This is a genomic window from Pseudomonas matsuisoli, assembly GCF_014647635.1.
Classification (GTDB): domain Bacteria; phylum Pseudomonadota; class Gammaproteobacteria; order Pseudomonadales; family Pseudomonadaceae; genus Pseudomonas_P; species Pseudomonas_P matsuisoli.
This window is the reverse complement of the sequence record NZ_BMPO01000007.1, coordinates 277,033-290,204: the sequence shown is the minus strand read 5'-3', so window position 1 is coordinate 290,204 and position 13,172 is coordinate 277,033. Positions and strand designations below refer to the sequence as shown.

General features: G+C 60.1%; 17 protein-coding genes. 7 read left to right on the top strand and 10 right to left on the bottom strand.

Features of this window, described 5'->3' with window-relative positions; translation table 11 throughout:
* Positions 1-12: 12 nt before the first annotated feature.
* Positions 13-285 carry an accessory factor UbiK family protein gene (locus IEY47_RS15955; RefSeq protein ID WP_188984435.1) on the bottom strand — a complete coding sequence of 91 codons (273 nt, stop codon included), beginning with the start codon at positions 283-285 and terminating at the stop codon, positions 13-15.
* A 438-nt stretch (positions 286-723) separates the two neighbouring features.
* Here IEY47_RS15955 and glnK point away from each other — a divergent pair, with 438 nt between their 5' ends.
* From glnK to sutA, 4 genes are all read left to right on the top strand, one after another.
* The gene (gene glnK / locus IEY47_RS15950) at positions 724-1,062 is read left to right on the top strand and encodes a P-II family nitrogen regulator (RefSeq protein ID WP_165664257.1); all 339 of its coding nucleotides are present in this window, start codon (positions 724-726) and stop codon (positions 1,060-1,062) included.
* A gap of 32 nt (positions 1,063-1,094) precedes the next feature.
* Positions 1,095-2,414, top strand: a complete 1,320-nt coding sequence (locus IEY47_RS15945; RefSeq protein WP_188984433.1) for an ammonium transporter — start codon at positions 1,095-1,097, stop codon at positions 2,412-2,414.
* A gap of 362 nt (positions 2,415-2,776) precedes the next feature.
* The gene (locus tag IEY47_RS15940; protein ID WP_188984431.1) at positions 2,777-3,202 is read left to right on the top strand and encodes a secondary thiamine-phosphate synthase enzyme YjbQ; all 426 of its coding nucleotides are present in this window, start codon (positions 2,777-2,779) and stop codon (positions 3,200-3,202) included.
* Positions 3,203-3,274: 72 nt separating this feature from the next.
* The gene (sutA, locus tag IEY47_RS15935; RefSeq protein ID WP_188984429.1) at positions 3,275-3,589 is read left to right on the top strand and encodes a dormancy-specific transcriptional regulator SutA; all 315 of its coding nucleotides are present in this window, start codon (positions 3,275-3,277) and stop codon (positions 3,587-3,589) included.
* A gap of 8 nt (positions 3,590-3,597) precedes the next feature.
* Here the strand turns inward: sutA and IEY47_RS15930 are convergent, their stop codons facing one another.
* The 6 genes from IEY47_RS15930 to lptM are packed head-to-tail and all read right to left on the bottom strand — an operon-like array spanning position 3,598 to position 8,137.
* Positions 3,598-4,293 carry an HAD family hydrolase gene (locus IEY47_RS15930; RefSeq protein WP_188984427.1) on the bottom strand — a complete coding sequence of 232 codons (696 nt, stop codon included), beginning with the start codon at positions 4,291-4,293 and terminating at the stop codon, positions 3,598-3,600.
* Entirely contained in the window at positions 4,290-5,198 is a 909-nt protein-coding gene (gene xerC / locus IEY47_RS15925) for a tyrosine recombinase XerC (protein WP_188984425.1), read from the bottom strand. The genes IEY47_RS15930 and xerC overlap by 4 nt, the downstream gene beginning before the upstream one ends.
* A gap of 23 nt (positions 5,199-5,221) precedes the next feature.
* Positions 5,222-5,905, bottom strand: coding sequence for a DUF484 family protein (locus IEY47_RS15920; RefSeq protein WP_188984423.1), 684 nt, complete (start codon positions 5,903-5,905; stop codon positions 5,222-5,224).
* Positions 5,902-6,732 carry a diaminopimelate epimerase gene (dapF, locus tag IEY47_RS15915; RefSeq protein ID WP_188984421.1) on the bottom strand — a complete coding sequence of 277 codons (831 nt, stop codon included), beginning with the start codon at positions 6,730-6,732 and terminating at the stop codon, positions 5,902-5,904. The genes IEY47_RS15920 and dapF overlap by 4 nt, the downstream gene beginning before the upstream one ends.
* Positions 6,733-6,741: 9 nt before the next feature.
* Positions 6,742-7,989: a diaminopimelate decarboxylase gene (lysA, locus tag IEY47_RS15910; protein ID WP_188984419.1), complete on the bottom strand. Its 1,248-nt coding sequence runs from the start codon at positions 7,987-7,989 to the stop codon at positions 6,742-6,744.
* Between the two features lie 13 nt (positions 7,990-8,002).
* A complete protein-coding gene (gene lptM, locus IEY47_RS15905; RefSeq protein ID WP_188984417.1) occupies positions 8,003-8,137 on the bottom strand; it encodes an LPS translocon maturation chaperone LptM in 135 nt (44 codons plus the stop codon).
* A 214-nt stretch (positions 8,138-8,351) separates the two neighbouring features.
* On the opposite strand from lptM, the gene cyaY reads away from it, so the two are divergent.
* Together cyaY and rnk are read left to right on the top strand one after the other, a co-directional pair.
* Positions 8,352-8,684 carry an iron donor protein CyaY gene (gene cyaY, locus IEY47_RS15900; RefSeq protein WP_188984415.1) on the top strand — a complete coding sequence of 111 codons (333 nt, stop codon included), beginning with the start codon at positions 8,352-8,354 and terminating at the stop codon, positions 8,682-8,684.
* 383 nt (positions 8,685-9,067) lie between these two features.
* Entirely contained in the window at positions 9,068-9,475 is a 408-nt protein-coding gene (gene rnk, locus IEY47_RS15895) for a nucleoside diphosphate kinase regulator (protein ID WP_188984413.1), read from the top strand.
* Between the two features lie 26 nt (positions 9,476-9,501).
* Here the strand turns inward: rnk and IEY47_RS15890 are convergent, their stop codons facing one another.
* Positions 9,502-9,768 carry a hypothetical protein gene (locus IEY47_RS15890; RefSeq protein WP_188984411.1) on the bottom strand — a complete coding sequence of 89 codons (267 nt, stop codon included), beginning with the start codon at positions 9,766-9,768 and terminating at the stop codon, positions 9,502-9,504.
* A gap of 99 nt (positions 9,769-9,867) precedes the next feature.
* Here IEY47_RS15890 and IEY47_RS15885 point away from each other — a divergent pair, with 99 nt between their 5' ends.
* A complete protein-coding gene (locus tag IEY47_RS15885) occupies positions 9,868-10,839 on the top strand; it encodes a magnesium transporter CorA family protein (protein ID WP_188984409.1) in 972 nt (323 codons plus the stop codon).
* 68 nt (positions 10,840-10,907) lie between these two features.
* On the opposite strand, the gene IEY47_RS15880 is transcribed toward IEY47_RS15885, so the two are convergent.
* Together IEY47_RS15880 and argH are read right to left on the bottom strand one after the other, a co-directional pair.
* A complete protein-coding gene (locus IEY47_RS15880; RefSeq protein ID WP_188984408.1) occupies positions 10,908-11,384 on the bottom strand; it encodes a GNAT family N-acetyltransferase in 477 nt (158 codons plus the stop codon).
* A gap of 92 nt (positions 11,385-11,476) precedes the next feature.
* Entirely contained in the window at positions 11,477-12,871 is a 1,395-nt protein-coding gene (gene argH, locus IEY47_RS15875; RefSeq protein ID WP_188984406.1) for an argininosuccinate lyase, read from the bottom strand.
* Positions 12,872-13,172 lie beyond the last annotated feature (301 nt).

The following is a 13,172-nucleotide window of genomic DNA, read 5'->3' as shown; positions in this document are numbered from 1 at the left end:
ACGTCCCGCGAGTCATTCGCGGGTTGGGGTTGGCTCCAAGGGGGTTTGGGCTTCGAGTTCGGCGAGTTTGCGCTCAAGCATCTCGAGCCTCATTCGGGTGCGTTCAAGCACCAGCATCTGACTGTCGAATTCCTCACGGCTGACCAGGTCCAGCCGGTTGAATGCGCTCTGCAACAGCGCTTTCACTTGTGACTCCACCTCAGCGCGTGGCAGGCCGGGTGCGTCGCTTAACAAGCGCGATACCTGCGCATTGACCGTTTCGAACAGGGATTTGGGAGCTAGCATGAAGGCGTCCGTAAGAAGGGAATGCGCCGCATCTTAGCATGGCCAGGATATACGACCCTTCTAGGCCAGGGTTAGCGCTCCACTGCTGCGCCGTATCGTGAACATGCGCACTCCTGATGCGGTGATGCTCGGTTTTAGTGCTTAGGTGTCGAGCGTAATGCTCTCTATTGGTGCAAATGCTGCTGGCAATTGCCCTTGCCATTGCGCAAAAGCAGGGCGCTGCCTTGATAAACCGGCGCTTTGTGACATATGGCAAGGTTTCTGCTTTAGCCCTGTAGGGAATGGCGCTGGCATGAGCAGCGTCGAGCAAATCAAAGGCGCGTTTCTGCGGTCGTCCGCACCGCCGTTGTGCGGCTCGAACGTTACAAAGCCAGACACTGCGCTTAGACTGGTCCCGGGTTCGTATCCTGGGCGAGTCCACCTTCACGGGAGATCGTTATGAAACTAGTCACTGCCATCATCAAGCCGTTCAAGCTCGACGATGTTCGCGAGTCACTGTCTGAAATTGGGGTTCAAGGCATCACTGTCACTGAAGTCAAAGGCTTTGGGCGGCAGAAGGGTCACACCGAGCTTTATCGCGGTGCGGAATATGTCGTGGATTTCCTGCCCAAGGTGAAAATCGACGTAGCCATCGCCGATGACCAACTGGATCGCGTTATCGAGGCGATCACCAAAGCGGCCAACACCGGCAAGATCGGTGACGGCAAAATCTTCGTAGTCAGCTTGGAACAGGCGATCCGTATTCGTACCGGCGAAACCGGTACAGACGCGATCTAACCCTTTTCTACTCTCGCCCAGGAGCAACATTCATGACTCTGCGAAAAATCGCGGGGCTAGGAGCCCTTTTGTCTCTGTTTGTCCCAAGCCTTGCGCTGGCACAGGAAGAGGCGACCCTCAATAGCGGTGACACCGCGTGGATGATGATATCCACTGCACTGGTGTTGTTCATGACCATTCCCGGTCTTGCGCTGTTTTACGGCGGCATGGTGCGTTCGAAGAACATCCTGTCCGTGCTCATGCAGTGCTTCGCGATTACCGGCCTGATCAGCATCCTGTGGATGGTATACGGCTATAGCCTCACCTTCGATACGACAGGTATGGAAGCAGGCGTCATCAACTTCAATTCCTTCGTTGGTGGACTGTCCAACGCCTTCCTGGCGAACGTCGGTAAGGACAGCCTGATTGGCGCGTTCCCCGAGAGCGTGTTCGTCACCTTCCAGATGACCTTCGCGATCATCACGCCGGCCCTCATCGTCGGTGCGTTCGCCGAGCGCATGAAGTTCTCTGCGATGCTGATCTTCAGCGGTATCTGGTTCACCATCGTCTATGCACCGATCGCACACATGGTATGGAGCGGCGACGGCGCGCTGATGTGGGATTGGGGCGTGTTGGACTTCGCCGGTGGCACCGTGGTGCACATCAACGCAGGTATCGCAGGCCTGGTCGCGTGCATCGTGTTGGGCAAGCGTAAAGGCTACCCGACTACGCCCATGGCGCCACACAACTTGGGTTACACCCTGGTGGGCGCGGCGATGCTCTGGGTCGGCTGGTTCGGTTTCAACGCCGGTTCTGCAGCAGCAGCCGACGACACCGCTGGTATGGCCATGCTGGTCACGCAGATTGCGACCGCCGCTGCCGCTTTGGCGTGGATGTTTGCCGAGTGGGTTGCCCACGGTAAGCCAAGCGCCCTGGGTATCGCATCCGGTGTGGTTGCAGGCCTCGTAGCGATCACGCCAGCCGCTGGAACCGTCGGCCCTGTCGGCGCTCTGGTGATCGGTCTTGCTTCTGGCGTCATCTGCTTCTTCTGCGCGACCTCGCTCAAGCGCAAGCTGGGATACGACGATTCGCTGGACGTCTTCGGCGTGCACGCAGTCGGCGGTATCGTTGGCGCCATCCTGACCGGTGCTTTTGCTGCACCCGCGCTGGGCGGTTTCGGTGAAGTCGAGAACATCGCGCTGCAACTGTGGATCCAGACCGAAAGCGTGCTGTTCACCATCGTCTACACCGCAGTTGTGACGTACATCATTCTCAAGGTGATCGATGTCGTCATGGGCCTGCGTGTCACCGAAGAAGAAGAGTCGGTAGGCCTCGATCTGGCGCTGCACAACGAGCGCGGTTACAACCTCTAAACATGAGTGCGGGCACGGTGTGTTTGGCTAAGCCAGGCATGCCTGCCTGGGTAACGCCCGCAAGGGGCGTGTAAGACCGACATCTTGTTTCAACGTGCGACCCTTATCCGGCTCGCATCTCCAGCGCCTCGATCCCGTCGAGGCGCTTTTGTTTATGCCCATTGCCCACCCGCTCGAATCCCCTGCTCGGACGAAGCGCAATTCGTCGACTTTTCTCGCCCAGGTCCGACCCCGAACGGAACGCTCGATGCGCACCGGTGGTCGTTTTTGACACGGCTTGAATTCGCGGCAAAGCCCACTAGAATGCGCTCGCCGAGGCAACAATTAGTCCACCCGAATCGCTGACGGGATAGAAGAACGCCATGTGGCAGCAGACCCGAATCCAATTGGCCGCACGTGCCCGAGGTTTCCATCTCATCACGGATGAGCTGCTCGGCTACCTGCCGGAACTGTCCCGATACCAGGTCGGTCTGTTGCATCTCTGGCTGCAGCACACGTCGGCATCACTGACCATCAACGAAAACGCCGACCCTTCCGTGCGGCGGGATTTCGCCCGCTTCTTCGACCGGCTTGTGCCGCAAGGGGAGCCGGGCTACGAACATGACTACGAAGGGCCGGACGATTTGCCCGCGCATTTCAAATCCAGCCTATTGGGTTGCAGCCTGGTATTGCCGATCGCTGAGGGGCGTCTGGCGCTAGGAACCTGGCAAGGGATCTATCTCGGGGAACACCGGGATCACGGGGGCAGCCGGACGGTATTGGCTACCTTGCAAGGTGAAGTCGATTGAGTACGCCAACGATCACACGTTGGTTTTGAACTACAACACCAGCTGCATGGCAAGAGATGTAAGGGGAAGAGCATGAGCGAAGAAGAACTCGAACAGGACGATCTGGAGTCTGAAGAAGAGGACGATGAGGGGCTGGCTGCCGATGCTGCGGACGATAGCGATGACGACAGCGAGCAAACGCCGGCCAAGAACGGCAAGAAAGCCAAGGCCGCTGCAGAACCTGAAGAGCTACCTTCGGTAGAAGCCAAGCAGCGTGAGCGCGACGCGTTGTCCAAGGCGATGGAAGAGTTTCTCTCGCGTGGTGGTCGTGTTCAGGAGATCGAAGACAACGTCGTCGCCGATCCGCCGAAGAAGCCTGAAGGCAAGTACGGCAGCCGCCCCATCTGACGTCGCGGTCAGGCCCAACGCTTCAGGGCGTTGGGCAGGTCGGCAAGGCTACCGATGACCGCGTCGGGCGGTGGGCCACTACCCCAAGCATTGCCAGCTGGGTTGAACCAGACCGTTCCCATGCCGGCAGCCTGGGCCCCGGCAACGTCGTCTACCGGATTGTCGCCGACGTGGACTGCGTTTTCCGGGCGAACGTTGGCGCGGCGCAGTAGCTCCTGGAACGGGTGCGGGTCCGGTTTGCCGATGCCGACATCCTCCGCACAGAGCGCAAATTCGAAATAATCTGCCAGACCCAAGCGGCGCACATCGGCGTTGCCGTTGGTAAGCACTGCAAGACGAAAGCGATTCGCCAATTGCTCCAGCGCTGGCTGGGCTTCGGGATACAGTTCGATGTTGTGTCGCGCGGCTAGAAACACCTCGAACGCTGCTTCGGCAAGGGTGCTCGCATCGTGGGCCGAATAGCCCGCCTCAATCAGCGCGGTATACAACACGCGACGTCTGAGTTCGCTGATGCGGTGTTTCAAGGCGGGATCGGCTGCCACCAAGCGGCTGCGAATTTCTGCAAGATGCTCTACCGGAAGTGTGGCCAGCCGTGGTGTTTCCCGCGCCAGCCAAGCCCGCAGCGCCGCTTCGGCGTTGAGAATGACCGGCGCGATGTCCCACAGCGTGTCGTCCAGATCGAACGTAATCAATTCCAGCGTCATTCTTCAGCGGTATCCGATGAGGTGGCGCGCCGGCGCGCGCGAGGGTGGGCGGCGTCGTACACCTTGGCCAGATGCTGGAAATCCAGATGGGTATAGATTTGCGTGGTCGAGATATCAGCATGGCCTAACAGTTCTTGCACACCGCGCAGGTCCTGGGAGGACTCCAGCATATGGCTGGCGAAGCTGTGACGAAGCATGTGGGGATGCAGGTGCCGACCCATTTCCCGAACGCCGGCCTGCCGAAGCCGGAGCTGCACCGCGCGAGCGCCGAGTCGCGTGCCGCGTTCGCTGACGAAGAGCGCCGAATCCTTCGCAACGGGCTGCCGCAACGGGAGCCACTGCACGATGGCTTCGCGGGCCTTTGTTCCGACAGGGACGACCCGGACGCGCATGCCCTTGCCGGTTACCCGCAGCAACCCTTCGCCTAGATCCAGGTCGTCCGTATTCGTGCTCACCAGCTCCGACAGCCGCAGCCCTGACGAGTAGAACAATTCCATGATGGCGTGATCACGCCGGGCCAGAAAATCGTCTTCTACGCCACCATCAAGCAACTGCGTCGCCAGGTCGACATCGAGCGTCTTGGGCAAACGCTTTTCGCCACGAGGGGGACGCAGACCGGTCGTGGGGTCCTGGTCGCAGTGCCGATGGCGAACGAGGTGACGGTAGAGGCCGCGCGCCGCGGAGAGGAGCCGGCCGATGCTTTTTCCTGACAACCCCTGGTGATGAAGCCTGGCCAGCAACTGCCGCAAATCTGCGCTGCGAAGGTCTTGCCAGCGGCTTATGGCCTGGGTTTCACACAGTGCACGGAGCTTTTCCAGGTCCCGCGCATACGCATTCAGCGTATGCGGCGAGCACTGCTGTTCGTGGCGCAGATGATCGAGGTAGCTATCGATATCCGCTTGCACGAGGCGTCTCCTGTTGATTGCGCTCAGCGTACCGAGCGAAGGGGCGTCGAAAAACCGGGTAGGACCCGCAGTAGCACTTCGGCAATGTAATTCAGGAACAGCGTCCCAACGGTGCTTTTGTAATGCTGCGGATCGCTGCTGCCCACCGCGATAAGCCCATGCTGTTTGAGCGTGACGAGCGCCGTCGATCCCACTTGCTTGCCCTGCTCGCCGAACAGGAATTCCAGCTCATGCGGGCGCAGCGCGCCGCAGATCGGCTTGCTGCTGGCGAGCAAGTTGCCAATGGCTTGCTGGGCTTCGGTCTGGGCAACCGAGCGGCCCACCGACGTTGGCGATTCGCTGTAGAGGATGAAGCTGACGAAGGGCACCTTGAACTCGTGGCGAAGGTTGTCCTCGACGGCGCTGACGACTTCCTCGATCGAGCCGGCATCGAGCAGATCGAGCACCAGTCGACGGGTTTTCTCGAACAGACGGTCGTTGTCACGTGCCACGTCCATCAGTTCCGTGAGCCGATGGCGCATTTCGATATTACGCTCGCGCAGCAGCTTGACCTGGCGTTCGACCAACGAAACCGAGGTACCGCGTTGGTGCGGGATGCGCAGTTCCGGGATCAACTCGTCCTGATCGACGAAGAATTCCGGATGCTGGCGCAGGTACTCGGCCACAGTGGCGGCATCCAGCGCAGTTGGGATCGATGTATCGGTCATAAGCGGATTTGCCCTTCGAACACGCGGGCGGCAGGGCCCGTCATCATGACGGGAGTGCCAGGGCCGGCCCATTCAATGGTGAGGCGCCCGCCGTTGAGTTCCAGCTGGACGGGAGAATCCATCCAGCCGTGCGAAATTGCCGTCACGGCCGCGGCGCACGCACCGGTACCACAGGCTTGTGTTTCCCCAGCGCCGCGTTCCCAAACGCGCAGCCGACCCTGGCGACGATCGAGCACTTGCAGAAAGCCGACGTTCACGCGCTGTGGGAAGCGTGGGTGGTGCTCGACTTTTGGCCCGAGCGTCCGAACGGGGGCATGTTCGGCATCGTCGACACGAATGACCGCATGGGGATTGCCCATCGACAACGCCGATAATTTCACCGCCTGGCCTTCGACATCGATTTCGTAAAGTGGCGCTTGTTCAGCCGCGTTGAACGGAATCTCTTCGGGTGTGAAGCGTGGCGGCCCCATATCGACCGTTATCTGCCCGTCATTGCGTACATTGAGCTCGATGATGCCGCCTTTGGTTTCCACGCGAATGACGCGCTTGGCGGTAAGACGCTTATCCAGCACGAAGCGTGCGAAGCAGCGCGCACCATTGCCGCACTGCTCCACTTCCGAGCCGTCGGCATTGAAGATGCGGTAGCGGAAATCCACGTCGGGATTGCTGGGCGCTTCGACGATCAGGAGCTGGTCGAAGCCGATGCCTGTGTTGCGATCGCCCCACTGCCGTGCATGTTTAGCCTGGATGTGCGCGTGCTGGCTAACAAGGTCGATGACCATGAAGTCGTTGCCCAGCCCGTGCATTTTGGTAAAGCGCAATAGCATGGTTTGACCTCAGGCCGGCAACAGGCTCTCGCCTGCGTACAATTCCTCGGCCGTTTCACGGCGGCGAATTTCGAAAGCTTGCTCGCCGTCCACCATGACTTCTGCAGCCCGTCCCCGGGTGTTGTAGTTCGAACTCATGACGAAACCGTAAGCGCCAGCCGAACGGATGGCAAGCACGTCGCCTTCTTCCAGGGTCAGCTCGCGATCCTTGGCCAGGAAGTCACCGGTTTCGCAAATCGGGCCGACGAGGTCGTAGCGCTGGCCTTCGCCCAAGCGTGGCGAAACGGGCACGACATCCATCCAAGCCTGGTAAAGGGCCGGGCGGATAAGGTCGTTCATGGCAGCATCGACGATGGCGAAATGCTTGTGCTCGGTGTGCTTGATGTATTCGACCCCGGTCAGCAGAACGCCGGCGTTCGCGACGAGATAGCGGCCCGGCTCGAACATCACGGTCAAGCCGCGTCCTTCGATGCGCGCCCGGACGGCTTGGATGTATTCGGCCGCGGAAGGGGGCGTTTCGTCGCGATAACGAACGCCTAGACCGCCGCCCAGATCCAAATGGCGAATCACGATGCCGCGCGCAGCAAGGCGATCGATGAGATTCAGCAGGCGATCGAGCGCGTCAAGGAACGGTGGCAGCGAGGTCAACTGCGAGCCGATGTGGCAGTCGACGCCAAGCACCTCGATGTTCGCCAGGCTCGACGCGTGCGCGTAGACGCTTTCGGCGTTGGCGATATCGATGCCGAACTTGTTCTCTTTCAGTCCGGTGGAAATGTACGGGTGGGTGCCTGCGTCTACGTCCGGGTTCACGCGCAGCGAGATGGGCGCCTTGACGCCCATTTCCTCGGCCACCAGTTGCAGCCGTTCGAGCTCGGCTGTGGACTCGACATTGAAGCAGTGCACACCGGCTTCGAGCGCGCGGCGCATCTCGTCGCGCGATTTGCCAACGCCGGAGAACACCACTTTCGCGGGATCGCCGCCTGCCGCGATGACACGCTCTAGCTCCCCGGCCGACACGATGTCGAAGCCGGCACCCAGCCTTGCGAGCACATTGAGCACGCCGATGTTCGAGTTGGCTTTGACTGCATAGCAGATCAGGTGGGGCACGCCCTGCAAGGCATCGGCATAGCTCGCATACTGTGCTTCGATGTGCTGGCGTGAGTAGACGTAGGTCGGGGTCCCGAAACGATCGGCGATTGCAGACAAGGCCACGCCTTCCGCGAACAGCGTACCGTCGCGGTAGTTGAAAGCTTCCATGACGCGCTCCTTGTTACAGTTCGAACCGGTCTTTGCTGTTACCGGCCTTTTCATCGTCTGGCAGGTACAATGGGCCCTTCTGGCCGCAGCCGGCGAGGGCGCCACAAAGGACGACGAGGGCAAGGAAAGGAAGCAGCACGCGCTTCATGGGGGAATCCTTTGTCGAAAGCAATAATGCCCGGAGTATACCGAGCGCCTAACGCCTTGCCTATTGACGGGCGGCCCATGCGCCGTATGCCGGCCCATCGAGTGTGCACGCGTAGACAGCCGGCACTGGTCCGTTTAGCAGCATGCCAAGGGCCGATGCCCGAGCGTTCGCCAGCAATCCTGGCGGCCTAATTTCATACGTTATGGAGAATGCCATGAGCCTTACCGAAGCACGCTTTCATGCTCTGATCGACGAGACCCAGAGCGCCGTAGAGGATGCCTTCGATGACAGTGATCTCGATGTGGACCTGGAAAATTCCGATGGCGTGCTGACGATCCGCTTTGAAAACCGTAGCCAACTCATCCTTAGTCGGCAGCCCGCGTTGCGGCAGCTTTGGGTGGCGGCACGCTCCGGTGGTTTTCATTTCGACTATGACGAGGCCGCCGGACTGTGGATATGCCAGGGCGCGGACGAGCCGCTTGGCGCGTTGCTCAATCGGGCGACACTCGAGCAGGGCGGTGCGGACCTGGAATTCCCTGGCGTTTAATCAGGGCGCAGGGTCGATTGGCCGCAGATCGTTTCTAATTGTGGGCGCGGGCCATGCCCGCGAGAGTGCCGGGCATTGGACGGGCAAACGTCATCGCGGGCATGGCCCGCTCCCACATAGGTTCACTTGGGAAGAGGTGTTTTGCGGTGAACGGTGGAAGCCCTGCGGGGCATTGCCCTGTTCCTGCCAGCGGTCATCCGGCCTTGCGAATTCAATGTGCTGTGTTACGGTCCAGGTATCGGCCTCGAGCCAATCACCACTCTGTAAAACGCATTGACCTCGCTTCCTGCGGACGTCCTTTGACCCGGCACCCCTGTTTGCCAGGGTGTGGGCTCCGTCGGGCGAGGTCTCGCTTTTTCTTCGCCAAGGAGCGTGTTCTCGCCATGACTACCGCACCCGCCATCACCGTGACCCATCAGGATCTAGAACGTCTGGAGCATCTGCTCGATAGCCTGGATGACTTTGGCCCTGCCGCCGAGGCGCTCGACGACGAGTTGGCGCGTGCACGAATCGTCCCGCGTGAAGAGATCTCGTCCCAGGTCGTGACGATGAATTCCCGTGTGCATTGCCGTGAGGAGGGCACCGGCAAGGACTATCACCTCACCCTGGTTTATCCGCAGGATGCTCGGCAGGAAGGCAACGTGTCGGTCCTGGCCCCGATGGGGAGTGCGCTCCTCGGTCTATCGGTCGGTCAACACATCGATTGGCCGACGCCCAATGGCAAGCAACTCAAGCTCACCCTGTTGGATATCGAATATCAGCCGGAAGCCGATGCGGCGCGCGCCGGCTGAGTCGATTCGTGGGCGCAGGGATGCGCTCAATCCTCTTCGGGTAATTCGGGCAGCGCCCGCAGCGCCGCTTCGTAACGTTCGACATCGAAACCACGATCTCCCGCCAGCATGTCGCGTATCTCCCAAGCCAAGACGAGTGCCATCAGGCGAATGATCTCCTCGCGCTCGTACCCCACCAGCGTCAGCTTGTTATAGACGGCTTGCGTCGCTGCCGGCTCGCCACTTTCGAGCTGGTTTTCGATCGCCCGTACCAACTGTTCTTCCGCAAAGGCTTCATCATCGTTTTCATGCATGCTTGTCTCTCCTATGAGCAAACAGTCTGCCACGCCGGTCTGAAACTTGTTGAGACATTACGGCGATAGCGCCGCGAACGGACTGGAAGACGCGAACGCATGATCACTTATTACGCCTTGCATGACGGCCTATTGGAATCCCACGAAGCCGAGAGCCTTTCTGTCATACCCGATGGGGTGCTATGGATCGACCTGTTGCGCCCGAGCGTCGAGGAAGAGCGCTTCGTCGAGTCCGCGCTTGGGGTGAATATTCCTACCCGGGAAGAGATGGGCGAGATCGAGGATTCCTCCCGTTTCTACGAAGACAACGGCACGCTGTACCTAACCCCTACGGTCATCAGCGGTATCAGCAGTGGCAAGCCGGCGAGCGAGGAGGTGTTCTTCGTCATCGGGCAGGATCGCCTGGTGACGGTGCGTTACGCAGAAATGACCGCCATGCGGGGGCTTCTGGCGAAGGCTGCCCGGCAGCCAGAGCGGCATCGCACGGCCGATGCGATCTTCGCGTCGCTCGTCGATGCGTTCGTCGACCGCATCGCCGATACGCTCGAGGACATGCAAAACCAGCTGACTCGGCTCTCTGCGCGAATTTTCAACGAGCCAGGCGGTGAGGAGGAAAAGGCAGACTTGCAACGGGTGATCAAGCACCTGGGGCGACACAATGCGCTCTTGTCGATGTTCAGTGAGAGCATGCTGACCTTTGGGCGGCTGATCAGCTTTACCCGACTAGGCAAGAAAAGCTGGCTGGCGGAGCCAGCGCGCGCGGGCATCAAGGCGGTGGAGCGCGACCTGCGCGTGTTGACCGGGTATCAGGCGCGTATGTCGAACGAGATATCGTTTTTGCTCGACGTCACGCTTGGGCTCATCAACATCGAGCAGAACAGCATCATCAAGGTGTTTTCGATTGCGGCCGTCATCTTCCTGCCACCAACACTGGTCGGCACCGTGTACGGCATGAACTTCAAGGACATGCCCGAGCTGGATTGGGTGTACGGATACCCACTGGCGCTTGGGCTGATGGTGCTGTCTGCGGCGCTATCCATGGCGCTGTTCAGATTTAAAGGTTGGCTCTGAAAAAGAAGCCGTTACCTGGGCGTGCTTCTCATCGTAGTCACCAGCCCTGCGCGCGGTGCGGTGCTGATTTACTCCGCCGCCGCTATCAATGCATCTCCCGTGAGTCGGAACGTGGTCCATTCATCCTGCGGTTTCGCGCCCACTGCACGGTAAAAGTCGATCGCCGGGGTATTCCAGTCGAGCACCGACCACTCCATCCGTCCGCAGCCTTTGCTTACCGCGATACGCGCAAGGTATTTGAGTAGCGCCTTGCCAAAGCCCTTCCCTCGCGTAGCCGGACTGACGTAAAGGTCCTCCAAATACAGGCCGTTGCAGCCGAGCCAGGTGGAATAGTTGAAGAAATACACCGCAAACCCGACCGGCTGGCCGTCGTCTTCGGCAATCAGCGCATAGGCGGTGCTTTCCGGCGCGAACAGACTGCGGCGTATGCCTTCGGCATCCGTCTTTACTTCATGCTCGGCCTTTTCATAGATAGCAAGTTCCGTGATGAAGCGCAGGATGAGGGTGGCATCCTCATGGGTCGCAGGTCTGATTTTGAATGACATCGAATAGCTTCTTGAAGCGGGTTGGAAAGGCGGGATCGAGGCGTAAATGCGAGCCGGCCCCATTATCGGAAGGCCGGCTTTCTCGCGAGAGATCAGCGGTTGGCGATCAACGCACGGCCGCGCGCGACGGCTGCACGAACCTGATTCGGTGCGGTACCGCCAATATGGTCGCGAGCATTGACCGAGCCTTCGAGGGTCAGCACGGCGAAGACATCCTGCTCGATCTGGTCGCTGAACTGGCGCAGTTCGTCCAGGCTCATTTCGGCAAGGTCCTTGCCTGAGTCCACGCCGTATTTCACCGCGTGCCCGACGATTTCGTGGCAATCGCGGAAGGGCAAACCCTTGCGTACGAGGTAGTCGGCGAGGTCCGTGGCCGTCGAAAAGCCGCGCAACGCTGCTTCCCGCATGATGGCCTGCTTGGGCTTGATCGCCGGCACCATGTCGGCGAAGGCGCGTAGGGAATCGCGCAAGGTATCGGCTGCATCGAACAGCGGTTCCTTGTCTTCCTGGTTGTCCTTGTTGTACGCCAGCGGCTGGCCCTTCATCAGCGTCAAAAGCCCAGTGAGCGCGCCGAATACACGACCGGATTTGCCACGAACCAACTCGGGAACGTCCGGGTTTTTCTTTTGCGGCATGATCGAACTCCCCGTGCAGAAACGGTCGGGCAGGTCGATGAATTGAAATTGCGCGCTGGTCCAGAGCACCAACTCCTCGGAAAACCGCGACAGGTGCATCATGGCGACCGACGCAGCGGCGCAGAATTCGATCGCGAAGTCGCGGTCGGACACGCTATCCAATGAATTGCCGCCGATGGCCTCGAAACCCAGTAGGCGGCAGGTGATTTCTCGGTCGATCGGGTAGGTAGTGCCTGCCAGCGCTGCGGAGCCGAGCGGCATGCGATTGGTGCGCTTACGGCAATCCACCAGGCGCTCATGGTCGCGTGAAAGCATCTCGAACCAAGCCAGCAAGTGGTGGCCAAATGTCACGGGTTGTGCGGTCTGCAGGTGCGTAAATCCGGGCATGATCGTGTCGGCGTGTGCGTCGGCAAGACCGAGCAAGCCCTCTTGCAGGCGAGTGATCTCTGCCAGGATGACGTCGATTTCGTCGCGCAGCCACAGTCGAATGTCCGTCGCGACCTGGTCATTACGGCTGCGTCCTGTGTGCAACTTCTTGCCCGTAACGCCGATGCGATCGGTGAGGCGCGCCTCGATGTTCATGTGCACGTCTTCTAGATCGACCCGCCAATCGAATTGGCCTGCTTCGATCTCGGACTGAATGTCACGCAGGCCTTCATGGATGGCGTCGCGCTCCTGCGCGGTCAGAACACCGACGTCGGCCAGCATGCTGGCGTGCGCCATCGAGCCCATGATGTCGTGGCGATACAGGCGCTTGTCGAAATCGACCGAGGCGGTGAAACGGGCGACGAAGGCGTCGACGGGCTCGCTGAAGCGGCCTCCCCAGGACTGATTGGTCTTGTCGGTGCTCATGAAAGACGGCTCTTGCTGTGTCAGACGAAAAGAGCGAAATGATAGCAGACCCCGGATAGGCAAGCCGTGGTACCGAAGGCTGGATAAGGATGGCAGCTGTCATGCAGCTCGTCGGAAACTGAAACGAGCGCCAAGTCGGCTATCGGCATGGAGGTCGGCGCGCTACCAATGCAACGGATACGGTGAGGCGGCGCATTGCGGTGGGTCGACGAGGTTGCCGGGACGTCGCGAAAGCAGATGCGTATGTGCGGATACAACGCCCGAAACAATCTCATCGGTAACCCGGGATGGTTTTCCGCGA

What these genes read in the sequence shown, in the direction of transcription:
- IEY47_RS15955 (WP_188984435.1), bottom strand. Translation starts at nt 285, where the DNA reads ATGCTAGCTCCCAAATCCCTGTTCGAAACGGTCAATGCGCAGGTATCG.
- glnK (WP_165664257.1), top strand. Translation starts at nt 724, where the DNA reads ATGAAACTAGTCACTGCCATCATCAAGCCGTTCAAGCTCGACGATGTT.
- IEY47_RS15945 (WP_188984433.1), top strand. Translation starts at nt 1,095, where the DNA reads ATGACTCTGCGAAAAATCGCGGGGCTAGGAGCCCTTTTGTCTCTGTTT.
- IEY47_RS15940 (WP_188984431.1), top strand. Translation starts at nt 2,777, where the DNA reads ATGTGGCAGCAGACCCGAATCCAATTGGCCGCACGTGCCCGAGGTTTC.
- sutA (WP_188984429.1), top strand. Translation starts at nt 3,275, where the DNA reads ATGAGCGAAGAAGAACTCGAACAGGACGATCTGGAGTCTGAAGAAGAG.
- IEY47_RS15930 (WP_188984427.1), bottom strand. Translation starts at nt 4,293, where the DNA reads ATGACGCTGGAATTGATTACGTTCGATCTGGACGACACGCTGTGGGAC.
- IEY47_RS15920 (WP_188984423.1), bottom strand. Translation starts at nt 5,905, where the DNA reads ATGACCGATACATCGATCCCAACTGCGCTGGATGCCGCCACTGTGGCC.
- dapF (WP_188984421.1), bottom strand. Translation starts at nt 6,732, where the DNA reads ATGCTATTGCGCTTTACCAAAATGCACGGGCTGGGCAACGACTTCATG.
- lysA (WP_188984419.1), bottom strand. Translation starts at nt 7,989, where the DNA reads ATGGAAGCTTTCAACTACCGCGACGGTACGCTGTTCGCGGAAGGCGTG.
- lptM (WP_188984417.1), bottom strand. Translation starts at nt 8,137, where the DNA reads ATGAAGCGCGTGCTGCTTCCTTTCCTTGCCCTCGTCGTCCTTTGTGGC.
- cyaY (WP_188984415.1), top strand. Translation starts at nt 8,352, where the DNA reads ATGAGCCTTACCGAAGCACGCTTTCATGCTCTGATCGACGAGACCCAG.
- rnk (WP_188984413.1), top strand. Translation starts at nt 9,068, where the DNA reads ATGACTACCGCACCCGCCATCACCGTGACCCATCAGGATCTAGAACGT.
- IEY47_RS15890 (WP_188984411.1), bottom strand. Translation starts at nt 9,768, where the DNA reads ATGCATGAAAACGATGATGAAGCCTTTGCGGAAGAACAGTTGGTACGG.
- IEY47_RS15885 (WP_188984409.1), top strand. Translation starts at nt 9,868, where the DNA reads ATGATCACTTATTACGCCTTGCATGACGGCCTATTGGAATCCCACGAA.
- IEY47_RS15880 (WP_188984408.1), bottom strand. Translation starts at nt 11,384, where the DNA reads ATGTCATTCAAAATCAGACCTGCGACCCATGAGGATGCCACCCTCATC.
- argH (WP_188984406.1), bottom strand. Translation starts at nt 12,871, where the DNA reads ATGAGCACCGACAAGACCAATCAGTCCTGGGGAGGCCGCTTCAGCGAG.